Origin of the sequence: Enterobacter sp. SENG-6 (assembly GCF_001605945.1) — a bacterium.
Lineage (GTDB): Bacteria > Pseudomonadota > Gammaproteobacteria > Enterobacterales > Enterobacteriaceae > Enterobacter > Enterobacter cloacae.
Genome location: NZ_LOMM01000055.1, coordinates 197,936 through 217,796, shown reverse-complemented (window position 1 = coordinate 217,796; position 19,861 = coordinate 197,936). Strand labels below are relative to the sequence as shown.

At 54.8% G+C, this 19,861-nt stretch carries 21 protein-coding genes; 12 read left to right on the top strand and 9 right to left on the bottom strand.

What is annotated here, in order from left to right:
* Nucleotides 1-151 precede the first annotated feature (151 nt).
* The 4 genes from AX755_RS20345 to yfcG all read right to left on the bottom strand — a co-directional run bounded on the left by AX755_RS20345 (nt 152) and on the right by yfcG (nt 2,686).
* On the bottom strand, nt 152-661 hold the full coding sequence (locus tag AX755_RS20345; RefSeq protein WP_062857324.1) for a GNAT family N-acetyltransferase: 510 nt from the start codon (nt 659-661) through the stop codon (nt 152-154).
* Nucleotides 662-705: 44 nt separating this feature from the next.
* Nucleotides 706-1,599 (bottom strand): TIGR01777 family oxidoreductase, encoded by an 894-nt coding sequence (locus AX755_RS20340; protein WP_013098128.1) that lies wholly within the window; start codon nt 1,597-1,599, stop codon nt 706-708.
* Nucleotides 1,600-1,612: 13 nt separating this feature from the next.
* Complete coding sequence (gene folX, locus AX755_RS20335) at nt 1,613-1,981, bottom strand: dihydroneopterin triphosphate 2'-epimerase (RefSeq protein WP_013098127.1); 369 nt, start codon at nt 1,979-1,981, stop codon at nt 1,613-1,615.
* Nucleotides 1,982-2,056: 75 nt separating this feature from the next.
* Entirely contained in the window at nt 2,057-2,686 is a 630-nt protein-coding gene (yfcG, locus tag AX755_RS20330; RefSeq protein WP_023621684.1) for a GSH-dependent disulfide bond oxidoreductase, read from the bottom strand.
* 140 nt (nt 2,687-2,826) lie between these two features.
* On the opposite strand from yfcG, the gene yfcF reads away from it, so the two are divergent.
* Genes yfcF through yfcD form a run of 3 tightly spaced genes read left to right on the top strand, consistent with a single transcriptional unit; the run spans nt 2,827 to nt 4,689 of the window.
* Nucleotides 2,827-3,471, top strand: coding sequence for a glutathione transferase (yfcF, locus tag AX755_RS20325; protein ID WP_013098125.1), 645 nt, complete (start codon nt 2,827-2,829; stop codon nt 3,469-3,471).
* A 56-nt stretch (nt 3,472-3,527) separates the two neighbouring features.
* The gene (yfcE, locus tag AX755_RS20320; protein ID WP_062857323.1) at nt 3,528-4,079 is read left to right on the top strand and encodes a phosphodiesterase; all 552 of its coding nucleotides are present in this window, start codon (nt 3,528-3,530) and stop codon (nt 4,077-4,079) included.
* 55 nt (nt 4,080-4,134) lie between these two features.
* Nucleotides 4,135-4,689 carry an NUDIX hydrolase YfcD gene (yfcD, locus tag AX755_RS20315; RefSeq protein WP_013098123.1) on the top strand — a complete coding sequence of 185 codons (555 nt, stop codon included), beginning with the start codon at nt 4,135-4,137 and terminating at the stop codon, nt 4,687-4,689.
* 3 nt (nt 4,690-4,692) lie between these two features.
* On the opposite strand, the gene AX755_RS20310 is transcribed toward yfcD, so the two are convergent.
* Nucleotides 4,693-5,712, bottom strand: a complete 1,020-nt coding sequence (locus tag AX755_RS20310) for a LacI family DNA-binding transcriptional regulator (RefSeq protein WP_062857322.1) — start codon at nt 5,710-5,712, stop codon at nt 4,693-4,695.
* A gap of 234 nt (nt 5,713-5,946) precedes the next feature.
* On the opposite strand from AX755_RS20310, the gene AX755_RS20305 reads away from it, so the two are divergent.
* From AX755_RS20305 to AX755_RS20285, 5 genes are all read left to right on the top strand, one after another.
* Nucleotides 5,947-6,390, top strand: coding sequence for a PTS sugar transporter subunit IIA (locus tag AX755_RS20305; RefSeq protein WP_058662055.1), 444 nt, complete (start codon nt 5,947-5,949; stop codon nt 6,388-6,390).
* 80 nt (nt 6,391-6,470) lie between these two features.
* Nucleotides 6,471-6,743: a PTS sugar transporter subunit IIB gene (locus AX755_RS20300; protein WP_013098120.1), complete on the top strand. Its 273-nt coding sequence runs from the start codon at nt 6,471-6,473 to the stop codon at nt 6,741-6,743.
* A 21-nt stretch (nt 6,744-6,764) separates the two neighbouring features.
* A complete protein-coding gene (locus AX755_RS20295; RefSeq protein WP_048972286.1) occupies nt 6,765-8,156 on the top strand; it encodes a PTS ascorbate transporter subunit IIC in 1,392 nt (463 codons plus the stop codon).
* Entirely contained in the window at nt 8,153-8,983 is an 831-nt protein-coding gene (locus AX755_RS20290) for a transketolase (RefSeq protein WP_062857321.1), read from the top strand. Before AX755_RS20295 ends, AX755_RS20290 begins: the two co-directional genes overlap by 4 nt.
* Nucleotides 8,976-9,929 carry a transketolase family protein gene (locus AX755_RS20285; RefSeq protein WP_062857320.1) on the top strand — a complete coding sequence of 318 codons (954 nt, stop codon included), beginning with the start codon at nt 8,976-8,978 and terminating at the stop codon, nt 9,927-9,929. The genes AX755_RS20290 and AX755_RS20285 overlap by 8 nt, the downstream gene beginning before the upstream one ends.
* A gap of 114 nt (nt 9,930-10,043) precedes the next feature.
* Here the strand turns inward: AX755_RS20285 and pta are convergent, their stop codons facing one another.
* A complete protein-coding gene (pta, locus tag AX755_RS20280) occupies nt 10,044-12,185 on the bottom strand; it encodes a phosphate acetyltransferase (RefSeq protein ID WP_013098116.1) in 2,142 nt (713 codons plus the stop codon).
* A 76-nt stretch (nt 12,186-12,261) separates the two neighbouring features.
* Nucleotides 12,262-13,464 carry an acetate kinase gene (ackA, locus tag AX755_RS20275; RefSeq protein WP_013098115.1) on the bottom strand — a complete coding sequence of 401 codons (1,203 nt, stop codon included), beginning with the start codon at nt 13,462-13,464 and terminating at the stop codon, nt 12,262-12,264.
* Between the two features lie 336 nt (nt 13,465-13,800).
* Here ackA and yfbV point away from each other — a divergent pair, with 336 nt between their 5' ends.
* The 4 genes from yfbV to AX755_RS20255 all read left to right on the top strand — a co-directional run bounded on the left by yfbV (nt 13,801) and on the right by AX755_RS20255 (nt 17,422).
* Nucleotides 13,801-14,256, top strand: coding sequence for a terminus macrodomain insulation protein YfbV (gene yfbV, locus AX755_RS20270; RefSeq protein ID WP_020690637.1), 456 nt, complete (start codon nt 13,801-13,803; stop codon nt 14,254-14,256).
* A 92-nt stretch (nt 14,257-14,348) separates the two neighbouring features.
* Complete coding sequence (locus AX755_RS20265) at nt 14,349-14,843, top strand: YfbU family protein (protein ID WP_013098113.1); 495 nt, start codon at nt 14,349-14,351, stop codon at nt 14,841-14,843.
* Between the two features lie 11 nt (nt 14,844-14,854).
* A complete protein-coding gene (locus tag AX755_RS20260) occupies nt 14,855-15,514 on the top strand; it encodes a sugar phosphatase (RefSeq protein WP_023621503.1) in 660 nt (219 codons plus the stop codon).
* A 75-nt stretch (nt 15,515-15,589) separates the two neighbouring features.
* Nucleotides 15,590-17,422: an SLC13 family permease gene (locus tag AX755_RS20255; RefSeq protein WP_020690639.1), complete on the top strand. Its 1,833-nt coding sequence runs from the start codon at nt 15,590-15,592 to the stop codon at nt 17,420-17,422.
* 53 nt (nt 17,423-17,475) lie between these two features.
* Here AX755_RS20255 and yfbR read toward each other — a convergent pair whose 3' ends face one another.
* Both yfbR and alaA read right to left on the bottom strand, forming a co-directional pair.
* Nucleotides 17,476-18,075 (bottom strand): 5'-deoxynucleotidase, encoded by a 600-nt coding sequence (yfbR, locus tag AX755_RS20250; RefSeq protein WP_013098110.1) that lies wholly within the window; start codon nt 18,073-18,075, stop codon nt 17,476-17,478.
* 117 nt (nt 18,076-18,192) lie between these two features.
* Complete coding sequence (gene alaA / locus AX755_RS20245) at nt 18,193-19,407, bottom strand: alanine transaminase AlaA (RefSeq protein WP_013098109.1); 1,215 nt, start codon at nt 19,405-19,407, stop codon at nt 18,193-18,195.
* Nucleotides 19,408-19,861: the final 454 nt, after the last annotated feature.

The window sequence follows — 19,861 nt, the reverse complement described above, 5'->3', positions numbered from 1 at the left end:
GAAAACCGAGAGTGTGCTCCGGATAGACTAAAAGTGTTACCTATGTTCCCGGTCTGATCTGTCACCTATGTATCCGGTCATACACTTCGCTTACCGGGCCTACAGGCTGGGTTTTCTCCCTCTCCTGTGGGAGAGGGCCGGGGTGAGGGCATCAGACCGCACCGCACTCCAGCCGATACACCCAGTCGTCATACCGTACGCCGTCAATCTCGTACGCCTTCTCCAGCACCTGCGTACGCACAAACCCCGCTTTCTCCAGCACCCGCACCGACCCGCTGTTGTCCGCCAGTACGTAGGCGTTAATCGCTTTCACGCCGGTCTGGTTAAACGCATATTCACATACCGCGCGCAACGCCTCACTGGCGATACCTTTCCCCTGTGCAGCAGGCACAACCGTATAGCCAATATCCGCCTCTTCACGATTCTCTGGGCTGATTTGCAGGCCGATATCGCCCAGCGGCGTGTCATCATCATGAAAACGAATCACAAAAACGTGCGCCGCCGTTAAGCGCGCAGCAAATACGCGCCGGGTCTCTTTTTCCGGCGCGATGGCGGCCATGTAACGCATGATATTGCGATCTTCCCGCAACGAGCGGAAGAAGGCCCAGTCAGTGGGTTCGAAAGGGGTGAGGTGAAGCCGGGGTGTGGTAATGGTTGCCATAGTTACGCCATTTCATCGGGACATGGCGTACAAATGTAACATATTCATCCCACCACATCCCTCAACGCCTCTTCTAAGTCATACCAGCGAAACGCAAACCCGGCCGCTTCGAGTCGTTTAGGCAGCGCGCGCTGCCCGCCCAGCACCAGCACGGACGCTTCACCCATCATCAGACGAATCACGGTTGCGGGCACGCGCAAAATCGCCGGGCGATGCAGAGCATGGCCCAGCGCGTGGGCAAACTGCTCGTTACGCACCGGGTACGGCGCAACCATATTGAACGGCCCACGCAGATCGTTATCCAGCAGCCAGAGAATACCGTTGACCATATCGTCGATGTGGATCCACGGCAGATACTGACGACCATTACCGATGGGGCCGCCCAGTCCGAGCCGGAACGGAGGAAGCATCTTCGCCAGAATGCCGCCTTTCGGCGCGAGAACGACGCCGGTACGCAGCAGGCACACGCGGGTATTATCGCTCTGGGCAGCACAGGCAATACGTTCCCACTGGGCGCAGAGCTTATGGGTAAACTCGTTGTGCGGCGGCTCTTCTTCGGTCACGACCACCTCACCGAGATCGCCGTAATAGCCTACCGCAGAACCGGAAATCAGTACCGATGGCGGGGTATGGCTGTTACGGATGAGCTCGACCAGCTTTTCGGTGATGTTCCAGCGGCTGCTGCATAACAGCTGTTTTTGCTCTTCCGTCCAGCGTTTGTCGGCGATGGGTTCACCGGCCAGGTTGATGACGGCGTCAAAGCCGTCCAGATTCTGCCGGTCAGCCAGATTTTTCCAGATGTCGATACCGGCACCCAGCACCTGGCGCGCTTTCTCAGGGCTGCGCGTTACCACGGTAATGTCGTGATGTAACGCCTGCAGGCGCGCAATGAGATGACGGCCAATCAGGCCTGTACCGCCGGTCAGCAGAATCTTCATACAACCTCCAGGTTTACGCCCGGCGCTGCCAGCTTAACGTCATGGAGACGGAGTCGGCATAACGCAGGGCGTGAAGTTTATCGATCTCTACTTCAGCATAAGTGACCCAGTGATGTTCGCGTGCGATGTCGAGCACATCCTGAGTTAATTTTTCCAGCAGAGAGAAGCGGTTATTTTCCACGTACTGAATGATGCTTTTCGTAATCGTGCGATAGTTCAGCGCGTCATTGATATCTTCACTGCCTCTCGCCTTGTCTGCCGGATAGTGGATAACCACATTAATCACGATATCCTGACGGTTGGCGATCTCCTCGTCTTTGATACCGATAAAGGTACGTAAGCGTAAATTTTTTATACGAATAATAGCGTCATGCTGCGACATTGCAGGTCTTCTCCGTGTCAGTATTTCCTCCCCATAATACATGAGAGCCTGACACGCGCCCAACCGGGCGCAGGCCTAAATCTCCTGGATTTTTTTCATCGCACGCTCGGTCGCCGGGCGGGTGCGGATACGTTCAAACCAGTTGTTAACCGCCGGGTAAGAGGCTAAATCAATACGGTGACGTTCATGGGTATTCACCCACGGCCAGCAGGCGATATCGGCGATACTGTAATGATCGCCCCCGAGCCACGGTGATTTTTCCAGCCGACGGTTCAGTACGCCGTACAGCCGCTGCGTTTCCACCTGATAGCGCTCTATCGCATACGGGATGGGTTGTGGCGCGTAAGCGGTAAAGTGGTGGTTCTGCCCCAGCATCGGGCCCAGGCCGCTTGTCTGCCAGAACAGCCACTGTAGCGTGTGGTGACGCTCGCGCAGTTCCCCGCTCAGCAGTTTGCCGGTTTTCTCCGCCAGATAGAGCAAAATCTCCCCGGATTCAAACAGGCTCAACGGTTTGCCGCCATCAGCTGGCAGGTTATCGATGATGGCCGGGATTTTGTTGTTCGGTGAGATGGCCAGAAAGAGAGGCCTGAACTGATCGCCTTTGCTGATATCCACGCGGATGATCCTGTATTCCAGCTCGGCTTCTTCAAGAAAGAGGGTGATCTTATGGCCGTTTGGAGTAGGGGCGTAATAAAGGTCGATCATTCTCAACTCCTGTCAGTGTGAAGTGTAATGCCATGACCAATCAGTATAGGTGGTTGTGCAAAATCGTGAGTTTTCATCAAGTGACAGCGGCGTAAAGAGACTATATGTTGAGGGAATACCGATCAGCCGATGAGGATGTTATGAACCAGCCTGTAATCACGTTGTGGTCCGATGCCCAATTCTTTTCACCCTATGTCATGAGCGTGTACGTGGCGCTGGCGGAAAAAGGGCTGTCATTTAGCCTGAAAACCGTTGATCTGGACGGCGGTGAACACCTGAAACCGCAGTGGCAGGGCTACGATCTGACCCGGCGCGTGCCGGTACTGGACATTGATGGCTTCGCGCTGAGTGAATCGTCGGCGATCGATGAATACCTGGAAGATCGGTTCGCGCCACCAGAGTGGGAGCGTATTTATCCTCACGATCTGCAAAAGCGGGCCCGGGCACGGCAAATCCAGGCGTGGTTACGCAGCGATTTGGTGCCGATTCGCGTTGAACGCTCCACGGATGTGGTATTTGCGGGTGTGAAAAAGCCCGCCCTAAGTACTGAGGGGGCGCAGAGCGCGCAAAAGCTGATTGACACCGCCACCTCGCTGCTGGCCCACGGTAACCCGAACCTGTTTGGCGAATGGTGTATTGCCGATACCGACCTGGCGCTGATGCTGAACCGCTTGATCCTTAACGGCGATGACGTCCCCCAGCTGCTGGTGGATTACGCCACTTTCCAGTGGCAACGTGCGTCGGTGCAGCGCTATGTGGCACTCTCCGCTAAGCGCGTCGGCTGATAAGCCCTGGCGCTTAAGGTATGATAAGGGCAGTCTGTTTTTCTGAGGAGTGACTGATGAAACTGATGTTTGCGTCGGATATCCATGGATCGCTGCCCGCGACCGAGCGCGTTCTTTCCCTGTTCGCACAAAGTGGGGCGCAGTGGCTGGTTATTCTGGGTGACGTGTTGAACCATGGTCCACGTAACGCATTGCCGGAAGGCTATGCCCCTGCGCAGGTGGCGGAAAAACTCAACCCGTATGCCTCGCGCATTATCGCCGTGCGCGGTAACTGCGACAGCGAAGTGGATCAGATGCTGTTGCACTTCCCCATGACCGCTCCGTGGCAACAGGTGCTGCTGGAAAAATGCCGTCTGTTCCTCACCCATGGTCATCTTTTTAGCCCGGATAATCTCCCGGCGCTGGCCGCTGGCGATGTCCTGGTTTACGGTCATACTCATATTCCGGTAGCAGAAAAACGCGGGGAGATTTATCACTTCAACCCTGGTTCGGTCAGCATCCCGAAAGGCGGATACCCGGCGAGCTATGGCATGCTTGATGAGCATACGTTAAACGTTATCGCACTTAATGATCAGCAAGTTATTGCACAGGTAGCGATTAATCCGTAAGTTACACCTCAACTGTAAACGCGCCGTAAGAGCGCTTAGACGAGAAGGTTTCCCGATGGTGGAGCAGAGTCATTTGGCAAGTACAGAGTGGGTTGACATTGTCAACGAAGAGAATGAAGTGATCGCGCAGGCCAGCCGCGAACAAATGCGCGCTGAACGCCTGCGTCATCGTGCGACGTATATTGTTGTTCATGACGGCATGGGCAAAATTTTGGTTCAACGCCGCACGGACACCAAAGATTTTCTCCCTGGTATGCTGGATGCCACTGCGGGCGGTGTCGTTCAGGCGGATGAGGTCCTGCTGGATTCCGCACGCCGTGAAGCGGAAGAAGAGCTAGGCATTGCGGGCGTACCGTTTGCCGAGCATGGACAGTTCTATTTTGAAGACGAACATTGCCGTGTCTGGGGCGGGCTGTTTAGCTGCGTTTCCCACGGGCCGTTCGCCCTGCAGGAAGAAGAAGTGAGCGAAGTGAGCTGGATGACGCCGGAAGAGATCACCGCGCGTTGTGACGAGTTCACGCCGGATTCGTTAAAAGCGCTGGCGCTGTGGATGACCCGCAACGCCAAAAACGAATCGACCAAATCTGAGAAAGAAGAAGAGGCCGAATAAGCTTTAGCAGCTCTCCCTCAGACACAGACTGGATGCGATGGGTTTCTGATCGCGCCAGTCTCCGTCATTCAGACGTTCCAGCAATGCACGTCCCGCTTCAATACCAATCTTACGATGGGGTACTGCCATCGTCGTCAGCGGCGGCTGACAGACACGGCTGACGTCGCTGTCGCCAAACCCGACCACGGCCAGATCGTCCGGCACCTTGATACGCCTGCGCTGGCACTCGTACAGCGCGCCACAGGCCAGTTCGTCTGAGACGCAAACCAGCGCATCCAGCTCCGGCCACGCCAGCAGAAATTCAGGAAGTTGTGCGGCCCCCGTTGAAAAGCTCGGCGGCATGGCGGCGTTAATCACCCGGTTAGGCGACATATGGTGGCGCAGCATCGCTTTGTACCAGCCCTGCAAATGCTGCTGGAAAATCCACTGCTCCTGATTGGCACACAGCAGGCCGATGTTCTGGTAGCCGCGTTTGATGACCATTTCCGTGAGTTCATACATGGCCGCGACGTTATCAATCCCGATATTCATATCGATAGGATCGGCGCGCATGGCGCCCATCTCCATCACCGGAATCGAGGCGTTTTTTAGCCAGTGACGCACGGTGTCAGTATGTTCGACGCTGAGCAAAATCGCTGCGGCGATATTTGACGCCAGCAGCGTTTCCAGCAATTTCTCTTCCTGTTCAAGGCGATGCTGGGATTCGGCCAGCATGATCTGATAGCTGGCGGGCTGTAACACCTGCTGGAGCCCGGCGAACATTTCTGAACAACCGGCTTCGGAAAGATTGGGGACGACCATCGCGATCGTCCACGACGAGGCCGAAGCCAGCGCACTGGCTGCAAGATTGGGCATATAGCCTAACTCTTGTACCGCGGCTTCTATTTTTTCTCGCAGTTTATCGGAAACCTGTTCAGGCGTGCGGAGAGCACGGGACACGGTCATTGTGCCCACACCGGCAAGCTGTGCGACATCGGCAAGTGTCACTTTACCGGTACTGCGCCGTTTTCGGGTTAGAGACATACACCTTCCTGCTGACAGGACGCCACTTATTTCATCCTTCGCTTCACGTGACAGGCAGTATACGCCTTAAATCCCTTTTTTTGCTGTGATTTCGCGCCAGGATGTCAATTTGATAGCGCTATCACACTTCTGAATGTTAGATCTTGGTAGCGCTATCTTTGTGATCCCGATCGCAGCCAATTCGTTATGCGTTGAATAAAGTTTGTTCATCTTTAGCGCGATGTGGGAGGGAAAATGCTCAAAAAGTGGATATATGATACAACCATCACGCTGCAGGAAAGCGTTGAGAGTTGGCCGCAGGCGCTGGAGATATGCGCGAAACCGTTGCTGGAGCTGCAGGTCATTGCGCCGGAATACGTAACGGCCATCATTGAGCAGCACCACACTTTAGGACCCTATTATGTGCTGGCACCAGGGCTGGCCATGCCGCATGCGCGGCCGGAAGAGGGGGCAAAAGGACTGGGACTCTCATTATTAAAACTCAGGAAGGGCGTTTCATTCGGTGCAGGCGAATTTGATCCCGTCGATGTGATCGTTATGCTGGCGGCACCGGATAAACATAGCCATATCGAAATGATCTCTGCGCTGGCTGAATTATTTTCAAGCGATGAGGATATGGCGGAATTACATCAGGCGAATACCCTGGAGGAAATTAAAACGATAATCGACCGCTTCTGATTTAATTATTTAATCCGACTCGTCACACACATTACGCGCAAGCGTGATGGGACATACTCTACGCAAAAAAGGGGACAACAATGAAAATCATGGCTATATGTGGTTCTGGCCTGGGCAGTAGTTTTATGGTCGAAATGAATATTAAAAAAGTGCTTAAGAAGCTGGACATTGACGCCGAGGTTGAGCACTCCGATCTCTCTTCAGCCACGCCCGGTGCGGCCGATCTTTTCGTGATGGCGAAAGATATTGCCTCCAGCGCCAGCGTGCCGGAAAACCAGCTGGTGGTGATCAACAACATCATCGATATCAACGAACTTGAAGCGCAACTGCGTGCCTGGTTCGAAAGACAATAACCCTGATAAGGCGAGGTGGATATGTTTATCCTTGAAACGCTGAATTTCGTTGTCGATATTTTAAAAGTCCCTTCCGTGCTGGTAGGCCTGATTGCCTTAATTGGTCTCGTTGCGCAGAAAAAAGCCTTTTCTGACGTTGTAAAAGGGACCATTAAAACTATTCTCGGGTTTATTGTGCTGGGCGGTGGCGCCACCGTGCTGGTGGGGTCATTAAATCCATTAGGCGGTATGTTTGAACACGCCTTTAATATCCAGGGCATTATCCCCAATAATGAAGCGATTGTTTCCATTGCGCTGGAAAAATATGGGGCCTCGACCGCGCTAATTATGGCCTTCGGGATGGTGGCCAATATTCTCGTCGCCCGCTTTACCCGTCTGAAGTATATCTTCCTGACCGGACACCACACGTTCTACATGGCGTGCATGATTGGGGTGATCCTCACGGTTGCGGGGTTTGAAGGGGTAGGGCTGGTCTTTACGGGGTCGCTGATCCTCGGGCTGGTCATGGCCTTCTTCCCGGCGATTGCGCAGCGTTACATGAAGCGCATTACCGGCAACGATGATATTGCTTTCGGCCATTTCGGTACCCTGGGCTACGTGCTGTCCGGCTGGATTGGCAGCAAGGTCGGCAAAGGTTCACGTTCAACCGAAGAGATGAACCTGCCGAAGAACCTGAGCTTCCTGCGTGACAGCTCGATCTCCATCTCTCTGACCATGATGATTATCTACCTGATCATGGCGGTGAGCGCCGGGCGTGAATACGTCGAGGCGACCTTCAGCAGCGGTCAGAACTATCTGGTCTACGCCATTATCATGGCAATCACCTTCGCCGCAGGGGTGTTCATCATCCTGCAGGGTGTACGCCTGATTCTGGCAGAAATCGTCCCGGCCTTTACCGGCTTCTCAGAAAAACTGGTGCCCAATGCGCGTCCGGCCCTGGACTGCCCGGTGGTCTATCCGTATGCGCCCAACGCGGTGCTGATTGGCTTCCTGTTCAGCTTCCTCGGGGGGATTGTGGGGTTAATTATCTGCGGCCAGTTTAACTGGGTGCTGATCCTGCCGGGTGTGGTGCCGCACTTCTTCACCGGCGCAACCGCGGGCGTGTTTGGTAACGCCACCGGTGGACGTCGCGGGGCAATGATTGGCGCCTTTGCCAACGGGCTCTTAATCACCTTCCTGCCGGTGCTGCTGCTGCCTGTACTGGGAGCCATTGGCTTTGCCAATACCACTTTCTCGGACGCTGACTTCGGCGCCGTCGGGATTGTGCTTGGCAACCTGGCGCGCTTCCTGTCACCACTGGCCATCACCGGGCTTGTCGTTGCGTTGTTCGCGCTGCTGGTGGCGTACAACGTGTTCGCGAAAAACAAATCTGCGGGTGGTAATGCGCAGGAAAACACCGGAGCCAAATCATGAACGAGAATGAGATAACCGAACTCGCGCGTCAAATTCGACTCGAGACCCTGAAATCGCTGACGCAGCTGGGATTTGGTCACTACGGCGGCAGTATGTCGGTCGTCGAAACCCTGGCCGTACTGTACGGTGCGGTAATGAAAATTGACCCGGCAGACCCGGACTGGCCTGAACGAGACTACTTTGTCCTGTCGAAGGGCCATGCGGGACCGGCCCTGTACAGTACGCTGGCGATTAAGGGCTATTTCCCGATGGAAGAGCTGAGCACGCTTAACCAGAACGGCACACGCCTGCCAAGCCATCCGGACCGGCTAAAAACACGCGGTGTGGATGCCACGACCGGTTCGCTTGGCCAGGGGATCTCCATCGCGGGCGGCATGGCGCTGTCGCACAAGCTGGCCGGGCGGTCTAATCGGGTCTTTTGCATCGTCGGTGACGGCGAGCTGAACGAAGGGCAGTGCTGGGAAGCGTTCCAGTTTATTGCCCACCATCGTCTTAACAACCTGACGATATTTGTGGACTGGAACAAACAACAGCTTGATGGCGAGCTGGATGAGATCATCTGCGCGTTCGATCTGGAAGGGAAATTCCGCGCCTTTGGTTTTGACGTGGTGAAGGTGAAAGGAGATGACATCCCGGCACTGCTGAAGGTCACTGCACCGGTTCCGCCAGCGGATGCGCGTCCGCGGGTGGTGATCCTCGACAGCATCAAAGGACAGGGAGTGGCGTATCTGGAACAGCTGGGTAACTCGCACCATCTGCGATTGACCCCGGAGAGCAAAGCGGCCCTTGACGAGGCGATCCGCCAGCTGGAGGTAACTCATGATTAAGGTTGCACCTGCAGGACAGAAAGATGCCATAGAGATGCGTAAGATCTACGCGGGCTTTGTGGCAAAACAGATTGAAGCCGGGAGCGAGATCATCGCCCTGGAAGCGGATCTGATGAGCTCAATGGCGATGGACGGCGTGGCGCGCGATTATCCGCAACATGTGATCAACTGCGGCATTATGGAGGCCAACGTGATCGGTACCGCGGCCGGGCTGTCACTCACCGGCCGCAAGCCGTTTGTTCATACCTTTACCGCCTTTGCCAGCCGTCGCTGCTTCGACCAGCTGTTTATGTCCCTGGACTACCAGCGTAATAACGTGAAGGTCATTGCCTCGGATGCGGGCGTGACGGCCTGCCACAACGGCGGGACGCATATGTCGTTCGAGGATATGGGCATTGTGCGCGGTCTGGCGCATTCGGTAGTGCTGGAGGTGACCGACGCGGTGATGTTTGAAGACATACTGCGCCAGCTTATCGACCTCGACGGGTTCTACTGGGTACGTACTATCCGTAAGCAGGCGCCGAGCGTGTATGCCCCGGGTTCAACGTTTACCATCGGCAAAGGCAATGTGCTGCGCGAAGGAAGCGACATTACCCTGATTGCCAACGGCATTATGGTGGCCGAAGCGCTGGAAACGGCCCGTCAGCTTGAGCAGGAGGGCGTTAGCGCGGCAGTGATAGACATGTTTACCCTGAAGCCCATCGACCGGATGCTGGTGAAAAACTACGCCGAGAAAACCGGGCGGATCGTGACCTGCGAAAACCACAGCATTCACAACGGGCTGGGCTCGGCGGTGGCGGAAGTGCTGGTGGAGACCTGCCCGGTGCCGATGCGTCGCGTGGGGGTGAAGGAGCGTTATGGTCAGGTAGGGACGCAGGACTTCCTGCAGAAGGAGTATGGCCTGACGGCGCATGACATCGTTTCAGCGGCGCGAGAGCTGCTGTAAATAAAAAAGGCGACCCGTGAGCGGTCGCCTTTTTGTTGCCCGGCGGCGCTAGCGCTTACCGGGCCTACGGTCCTGTAGGCCGGATAAGCGAAGCGCCATCCGGCAAGACCTTATTTACTGCTGCTGCGAAGACTGGATCGCCGTCAGCGCGATGGTGTAGACGATATCGTCTACCAGCGCGCCACGGGACAGGTCGTTCACAGGTTTGCGCATACCCTGCAGCATTGGCCCGATGGAGATCAGGTCTGCTGAACGCTGTACCGCTTTGTAGGTGGTGTTACCGGTGTTCAGATCCGGGAAGATGAACACGGTAGCGCGACCTGCAACCGGGGAGTTTGGCGCTTTGGATTTCGCAACGTCAGCCATAACTGCGGCATCGTACTGCAGCGGGCCGTCGATCATCAGATCAGGGCGTTTTTCCTGTGCAATACGGGTCGCTTCACGCACTTTCTCTACGTCGCTACCTGCACCAGAGGTGCCGGTGGAGTAGGAGAGCATCGCGACGCGTGGTTCGATACCGAAGGCAATCGCGGAGTCCGCGGACTGGATTGCGATTTCAGCCAGCTGCTCTGCGGTTGGATCCGGGTTGATCGCACAGTCGCCGTAAACGTAAACCTGTTCAGGCAGCAGCATGAAGAACACGGAGGAAACCAGAGAGCTGCCTGGAGCCGTTTTGATCAGCTGCAGCGGTGGACGGATGGTGTTCGCGGTAGTGTGAACCGCACCGGATACCAGGCCGTCAACTTCGTCCTGCTCCAGCATCAGCGTACCCAGCACCACGTTGTCTTCCAGCTGCTCACGTGCAACGGCTTCGGTCATGCCTTTGTTCTTACGCAGTTCGACCAGACGGGCAACGTAGCTTTCGCGAACCACTTCTGGATCAACGATTTCGATGCCAGCACCCAGCTCAACGCCCTGGGATGCCGCAACGCGGTTAATCTCATCCGGGTTACCCAGCAGCACACAGGTCGCGATGCCGCGCTCTGCACAGATTGCGGCCGCTTTCACGGTACGTGGTTCGTCGCCTTCTGGCAGAACAACACGTTTGCCCGCTTTACGCGCCAGCTCGGTCAGCTGGTAACGGAAGGCCGGAGGAGACAGACGACGGCTGCGCTCGGAGGTTGCGGTCAGGGATTCGATCCAGTCTGCGTTGATGTAGCTTGCAACGTATTCCTGAACTTTCTCGATACGCTCGTGGTCATCAACCGGCACTTCCAGGTTGAAGCTCTGCAGGCTCAGGGAGGTCTGCCAGGTGTTGGTATTAACCATGAATACCGGCAGGCCAGTCGCGAACGCGCGTTCGCACAGCTTGCTGACGCGTGGATCCATCTCGTAAGCACCGGTCAGCAGGATAGCACCGATTTCTACGCCATTCATCGCGGCCAGGCAGGCAGCAACCAGCACGTCTGGACGGTCTGCGGAGGTCACCAGCAGGGAACCAGCACGGAAGTGCTCCAGCATATGCGGAATGCTGCGGGCGCAGAAGGTCACGGATTTCACGCGGCGGGTATTGATGTCGCCTTCGTTGATCACGGTAGCGTTCAGATGACGCGCCATATCGATGGCACGGGTGGCAATCAGATCGAAGCTCCACGGCACCGCGCCCAGAACCGGCAGCGGGCTGGATTCCTGCAGTTTAGCCGGGTCAACTTTAATGACTTTCGCTTTGGAAGAGTCGTCGAAGATCTCGGACAGGTCAGGACGCGTACGGCCCTGCTCATCCACCGGCGCATTCAGTTTGTTGACGATTACGCCCGTGATGTTGGTGTTTTTAGTACCACCGAAGCTGCTGCGGGTCAGTTCGATACGCTCTTTCAGCTGCTCTGGGGTATCTGTGCCCTGAGACATCACAAAGACGATCTCGGCGTTCAGGGTTTTCGCAATTTCGAAGTTCAGCGACTGGGCAAACTGGTGTTTGCGGGTCGGAACCAGGCCTTCAACCAGCACCACTTCCGCGTCTTTTGTATTGGCGTGGTAGTTGGCGATGATCTCTTCCATCAGCACGTCTTTCTGGTTGCTGGAGAGCAGAGATTCAACGTGGTTCATCTTCAGCGGTTCGGCCGCTGGCAGATTGGAGTTCTTACGAACGATGGTGGTGGTCTGGTCTGGCGCATCGCCACCGGCACGTGGCTGGGCGATTGGCTTAAAGACGCTCAGACGAACGCCTTTGCGTTCCATAGCACGGATCACGCCAAGGCTGACGCTGGTCAGGCCGACGCTGGTTCCGGTAGGGATCAGCATAATAGTACGGGACACGGTTTATCCTCTTTCGTTACCGCCTGATTGTGGCGGGTGACAAAACAGCACCGCCAGCAGAGCTGGCGGTGTGGAATCAAGCAGTCAGACGGTGCGCGTCTTGCGCGATGACCAGCTCTTCGTTTGTTGGGATAACGAGAGCAGGGCGGGTGCCTTCTTTGTTGATGAAGCCAGACTTGCCGAAGCGGGCAGCCAGGTTACGCTCGTGATCAACCTCAAAGCCCAGCACGCCCAGTTTGCCCAGGGACAGTTCGCGAACCATTGCCGCGTTCTCACCGATACCACCGGTGAAGACAACAGCGTCAAGACGGCCATCCATCAGCGCAGTGTAAGAGCCGATGTATTTCGCCAGACGGTGGCAGTAAACGTCCATTGCACGTTTAGCATCTTCTTTCTCTGCGTAGTTGTCTTCAACGTAACGGCAGTCGCTGGTGACTTCGGTCAGACCCAGCAGGCCAGACTCTTTGGTCAGCATTTTGTTGATCTGGTCAACGCTCATGCCCAGGGTGTCGTGCAGGTGGAAGATGATCGCCGGGTCGATGTCACCGGAACGCGTACCCATCACCAGACCTTCCAGCGGGGTCAGACCCATGGAGGTATCAACACATTTACCGTTGCGGATTGCAGAAACGGAACCACCGTTGCCCAGGTGGCAGGTGATGATGTTCACTTCTTCAACCGGTTTGTTCAGCACTTTTGCCGCTTCCTGAGTCACATAGAAGTGGCTGGTGCCGTGCGCGCCATAGCGACGAACACCGTGCTCTTTGTAGAGGCTGTATGGCAGGGCATAGAGGTAAGACTCTTCCGGCATGGTCTGATGGAACGCGGTGTCAAACACGGCCACGTTTTTGTCTTTCAGATTCGGGAAGGATTTCAGCGCTTCAGCGATACCGATCAGGTGCGCCGGGTTGTGCAGCGGTGCAAAAGATGCAGAGTCTTTGATGCCCTGGATAACAGAGTCGTCAATCACGACGGAACTGGTGTATTTCTCGCCACCATGGACGATACGGTGACCAATCGCAGTCAGCTGAGCAGACAGTTCTGGTTTTTGTGCCAGAATAGTGTTAACGATAAAGTTCAGCGCTTCACTGTGAGCGGCGCCTGCACCTAAAGCCGCTTCTTGTTTGCTGCCGTCCATCTTCCACTTGATACGTGCTTCAGGCAGATGGAAACATTCGGCCAAACCAGAGAGGTACTCGTCACCGTTGAGCGCATCGATGATGGCGAATTTCAGTGAGGAGCTACCGCAGTTCAGAACCAGTACTAACTTACTCGACATGGAAGTACCTATAATTGATACGTGGCTAAAAAAACGTCAAAGAGTCTAAAAGCGTAACGCATGCTGACCCAGACATTTATGATTAACATCATGCCAAACGAACATTCTGGCAGGATGGAAGAAATACCTATGATTTTAAGCCATTTTGAACATTTTTCAGACAATGGCATAATATGCGATAATTTGACGAGTTAACGATTCTCGTCTACGGCCCTATCAGGCTGGCACAGGATACCCGATACGGGGTAGTGATGACAAAATATTTTGAACGTTGTCATAGCTTGTTGTGGTTTTGCACGAAAATTTTAATTTTTATATGTGAAGTTGAGGTATGCCATGTCGACACCTGAGATCCCGTCCGTGAATTTTTTTAGTCTGTTTCGTCGGGGACAGCATTACGCGAAGACGTGGCCGATGGAAAAACGCCTTGCGCCCATGTTCATTGAGAATCGCACAATCCGCGCCACGCGCTACGCGATTCGCTTCATGCCTCCTGTCGCTATTTTTACCCTCTGCTGGCAAATTGCGCTGGGCGGACAGCTCGGCCCTGCCGTGGCGACGGCGCTTTTTGCGTTGAGCCTGCCGATGCAGGGGCTGTGGTGGTTAGGTAAGCGTTCAATCACACCTCTGCCGCCTTCTATTTTACACTGGTTTTATGATGTTCGCGGGAAACTGGAAGAAGCCGGTCAGGCGCTCGCTCCGGTTGAAGGCAAGCCCGATTATCAGGCGCTGGCTGACACGCTTAAGCGAGCTTTTAAGCAACTTGATAAAACATTCCTCGATGATTTGTGATTGATCATCGAAACGACTAATAAAAGAAGGCACAGTAACACACCGTTACCGTGTCTTTTTTTTCAAGTGCCATGCGCTACAGGAGTCGAAAGATGGAAATGACCCATGCTCAACGTCTGATTTTGTCCAACCAGTACAAAATGATGACTATGCTTGATCCCGATAACGCTGAGCGCTACAGCCGCCTGCAGACCATCGTCGAACGCGGCTTTGGTTTGCAGATGCGTGAACTGGACCGCGAGTTTGGCGAGCTGAAAGAAGAAACCTGCCGCATCGTGATCGACATTATGGAGATGTACCACGCGCTTCACGTGTCCTGGACCAACCTGAAAGATCAGCAGTCCATTGACGAGCGCCGCGTCACTTTCTTAGGCTTTGATGCCGCAACGGAAGCGCGCTATTTGAGCTATGTCCGCTTTATGGTGAATACAGAAGGGCGTTATACGCACTTTGATGCGGGCACCCACGGCTTTAACGCGCAGACCCCTATGTGGGAAAAATACCAGCGCATGCTGAGCGCATGGCACGCCTGCCCGCGCCAGTACCACTTAAGCAGCAACGAAATTCAACAAATCATTAATGCCTGACGGAGGTGCGTGTGCAGTGTAGAGGTTTTCTGTTTGATCTGGACGGTACGCTGGTGGATTCGCTACCGGTTGTAGAGCGTTCATGGTGCCATTGGGCGGACAGACATGGCATCGACCATCAGGACGTGCTGAATTTTATCCACGGCAAACAGGCCATAACCTCGCTCCGCCATTTTCTGGCGGGACGCTCTGAGGACGAAATTCAGGCAGAGTTTAAATATCTGGAACACATTGAAGCCACCGATACGGACGGCATTACCGCGTTACCCGGTGCTCGTGAACTGCTTGAGCATTTGAATGAAGCGCAAATTCCGTGGGCCATTGTCACCTCCGGCTCGGTTCCCGTGGCTCACGCTCGTCATAAGGCGGCGGGTTTACCCACGCCGGACGTGTTCATTACCGCTGAGCGCGTGAAACGCGGCAAACCGGAACCTGATGCCTTTTTGCTGGGTGCAGAACTGCTGGGCATCCCCCCGGCGGAGTGCGTGGTGGTGGAAGATGCGGCAGCGGGCGTGCTGGCCGGGTTGAACGCTGGCAGCCACGTTATCGCCGTCAACGTTCCGGCCGATTCTCCCCGGCTGGACGAGGCGGACTTTGTGCTCAATACGCTGACCGCGCTTGATATCGCTAAGGCGCCAGACGGTATTGTAACCGTCTCGCTAAAAGTGTAATCCCATGATTTAGCCCCACGCTGCTGGGGCTTTTTTATGGCACAATTTCGCATCTCTCTCTGACAAGGACATGTTGTGAACGGTGAACTGATTTGGGTGCTCAGCCTGCTTTTAATCGCCATCATTCTGTTTGCTACAGGCAAAGTGCGCATGGATGCCGTCGCTTTGTTTGTTATCGTTGCGTTTGCGCTGAGCGGTACGCTCACGCTGCCGGAAGCCTTCTCGGGGTTTAGCGATCCCAACGTCATTCTGATTGCCGCGCTGTTTATTATCGGCGACGGGCTGGTGCGCACCGGCGTGGCAACCCTTGTGGGGGCATGGCTGGTGAGGGTGGCTGGCAACAGCGAAACCAAAATGCTGATCTACCTCATGCTAACGGTCGCCGGGCTGGGAGCCTTTATGAGCTCGACGGGCGTCGTTGCCATCTTTATCCCGGTGGTGTTGAGCGTCTCCATGCGCATGCAGACCTCACCGTCGCGCCTGATGATGCCCCTGAGCTTTGCCGGGCTCATCAGCGGTATGATGACCCTGGTGGCCACGCCGCCAAACCTGGTGGTCAACAGCGAGCTGATACGTGAAGGGCTGGAGGGCTTTAGCTTCTTCAGCGTCACCCCGCTTGGGCTGGTCATTTTGTTGATGGGTGTGGTGTATATGCTGCTGACTCGCTTCGCCCTGAAAGGCGAGAAGCAGGATAAAACTAAAGATGGCTGGAAACGACGCACCTTCCGCGATCTGATCAAAGAGTACCGTCTGGCCGGCCGCGCCCGCCGTCTGGCCATTCGTCCCGGTTCGCCAATGGTCGGTCAGCGCCTGGATGACCTGAAGCTGCGCGAACGGTATGGCGCGAACGTGATCGGCGTGGAGCGCTGGCGTCGCTTTCGCCGGGTCATCGTCAACGTGAACGGGGTGTCCGAATTCCGGGCGCGTGACGTTCTGCTGATCGATATGTCCACCGCAGAGGTCGATCTGCGTGAGTTTTGCAGTGAACAACTGCTGGAGCCGATGGTGCTACGCGGAGAGTATTTCTCCGACCAGGCGCTGGATGTGGGTATGGCGGAAGTGTCGCTGATCCCGGAATCGGAATTGTTGGGCAAAACCGTGCGTGAAATGGGGTTCCGTACCCGCTACGGCCTTAATGTCGTCGGCCTGAAGCGTGATGGCGTGGCGATGGAAGGGGCAGTGGTGGATGAGCCCATCCTGCTGGGCGATATTTTTCTCGTGGTGGGTAACTGGAAGCTTATCAGCCAGCTCGGCCAAAAAGGCCGCGATTTTGTGGTACTCAACATGCCCGTTGAGGAGAGCGATGCCTCTCCGGCCCACAGCCAGGCGCCTCACGCCATTTTTTGTCTGGTGCTGATGGTGGCACTAATGCTCACCGACGAGATCCCGAACCCGGTGGCGGCGATTATTGCCTGCCTGTTAATGGGCAAGTTTCGCTGTATTGATGCCGAGAGCGCCTATAAAGCAATTCACTGGCCAAGCATCATTTTGATTGTCGGGATGATGCCATTCGCCCTTGCCCTGCAAAAAACTGGTGGGGTGGATTTAGTGGTTAAAGGGCTCATGGACATCGGTGGGGGATACGGTCCATATATGATGATGGTGTGCCTGTTCGTGATGTGCGCCACGATAGGGCTGTTCATTTCCAATACCGCCACGGCGGTGCTGATGGCGCCTATTGCACTGGCGATGGCGAAATCGATGGGCGTGTCGCCGTACCCCTTTGCGATGATGGTGGCGATGGCGGCCTCTGCGGCGTTTATGACGCCGGTCTCTTCGCCGGTTAACACGCTGGTACTGGGGCCGGGGAATTACCGCTTTAGCGATTTCGTGAAGATTGGCGTACCGTTCACCATACTGGTGATGCTGGTATGTGTGGTGCTGATTCCGGTGTTATTCCCGTTTTAGCGTGAGCGCAGAAACGTTGGCCGGGTAAGGCGAAGCCGCCACCCGGCGAAAAATTACAACGGAGAATCCTGGCTGATCTCATCCAGCGATAAATGGAAGCTCGGCACAAACACCTGCATAAAATAATCCATCTCTTCGCTGCGGCGGGATTCCAGCGTTTTTTCCAGACGCGTTTTGGCCAGTAAAAACTCGTTATTCCCCGCAGACAACTCTTCCAGACATTTCAGGTAGGCGCAGAGCGCGTCCGCCTGCTTCACCAGTGACTTTTCCTCTTCCGTATACTGATGTTCGTCAATCAGCGGCTCAAAGACGTCGCGTAGCTCTTCCGGGACCATCTCAATCAGTTTCTGCTGGGCAATCTTCTCAATGGCCTTATATTCCTGTGCAATCTGCGAATTGAAGTATTTCACCGGCGTGGGGAGATCCCCGGTCAGCACTTCTGACGCATCGTGATACATCGCCAGCAGCGCGATACGTTCCGCATTGACCTGACCGTTGAATTTGCGGTTTTTAATGGCCGCAAGGGCATGCGCGACCATTGCAACCTGCAGACTATGTTCTGAGACATTTTCGGTGCGCACATTGCGCATCAAAGGCCAGCGGTTGATGAGTTTCAGGCGGGAGAGGTGGGCAAAAAAATGACTCTGACTCATAGGTTACCTTTTGTCTTCACTGCGACAGACTTCATTGTGCGGGGAGGGGAGGGAAGATGCAAATTTGCGGATTTTGAAGGCCGGGTTAGCGCAGCGCCACCCGGCAGAATGATTGTGTTACTGGTGGTAGCCAGAGAGGAATCGCCCGAAGCGGCTGATGGCCATTTCGAGGTCGTCTTCGCGCGGCAACGTCACGATACGAACGTGATCCGGCCATGGCCAGTTAAAGGCCGTGCCCTGAACCAGCAGCACTTTTTCCTGCAGCAGGAAATCAAGCACCATTTTTTGGTCATCGTGAATGTTGAAGCGCTTCGCGTCGATTTTCGGGAACATGTAAAGCGCACCGTTAGGCTTCACGCATGAGACGCCAGGGATGTCGTTGATCAGCTCCCAGGCGCGGTTACGCTGTTCGTACAGGCGGCCGCCGGGCACGATGAACTCGCTGATGCTCTGATAACCGCCCAGCGCCGTCTGGATCGCGTGCTGGGCCGGAACGTTGGCACACAAACGCATGGAAGCCAGCATCTCCAGCCCTTCAATGTAACCTTTCGCATGTTTTTTCGGACCGTTCAGGACCATCCAGCCCTGGCGGAAACCGGCCACACGGTAAGTTTTAGACAGGCCGTTAAAGGTGACGGTCAGCAGGTCTGGCGCCAGCGCTGCGATAGAGTGGTGCTGCGCGGCGTCATACAGGATCTTGTCGTAAATTTCATCAGCGAAGATGATCAGGTTATGCTGACGGGCGATCTCCACGATCTCCATCAGCAGCGCTTTAGAGTAGACGGCACCCGTCGGGTTGTTCGGGTTAATAATCACGATGCCGCGCGTACGCGGGGTGATTTTTGCACGAATATCATCGAGGTCCGGGAACCAGTCAGAGGATTCGTCGCAGAGATAGTGCACCGCCTTACCGCTTGAGAGTGATACGGCCGCCGTCCACAGCGGGTAATCCGGGGCGGGTACCAGCATTTCGTCGCCGCTGTTCAGCAATGCCTGCATGGCCTGCACGATCAGCTCAGAGACGCCGTTGCCGATATAAATATCCTCAACGGTAACGTCACGCATACCGCGTGCCTGGTAGTGCTGCATAATGGCTTTGCGTGCGGAGTAGAGTCCTTTTGAATCACAATAGCCTTGTGCAGTAGGCAGGTTGCGGATCACATCAACCAGGATTTCATCCGGCGCTTCAAAACCAAACGGCGCAGGGTTACCAATGTTGAGTTTCAGAACCTTATTGCCTTCTTCTTCCAGGCGTTTTGCCTCTTTGAGAACCGGGCCACGGATGTCGTAACAGACGTTATCTAGCTTGCTGGATTTTTCGATAGGGGACATGAACCTTTAACCTTTTCGCTATTATTGCCGCTCCCTGCCGTGGAAGTCAGCACGGAACAATGTACTCCCCCCTCGCTTCGTTTTGAAGGGTAAACAGAAGAAGATTTTGTGCAACAGAAAAAATTCTGTTGAATCTCTTTCGCTGCCTGCGTTGAAATTTTCTGGTCTAAAGTTATGCATGAAAGCGTTTTATTAGGTTAATTGTGCTGTTAATTTTAATCTTTGTTGCATATTGTGCTATTAAAAATAAAATGGCGGCCAGGGTTAAGGCGGAAGTTTACCTGAGTGACTTTTCGTAAAATCTGAGTGCTTCAATAGATCACGCTGTAATAGCAGGCTTTGGTTAAAAGTTGCTCATGTGAAATTAATGTTAAGTGTTATTAATGATTGGCCTTAATCTAAATTAAAATTTATTTATTATTAACCTACAAAATGCAACTTTAGTTAATTTTAA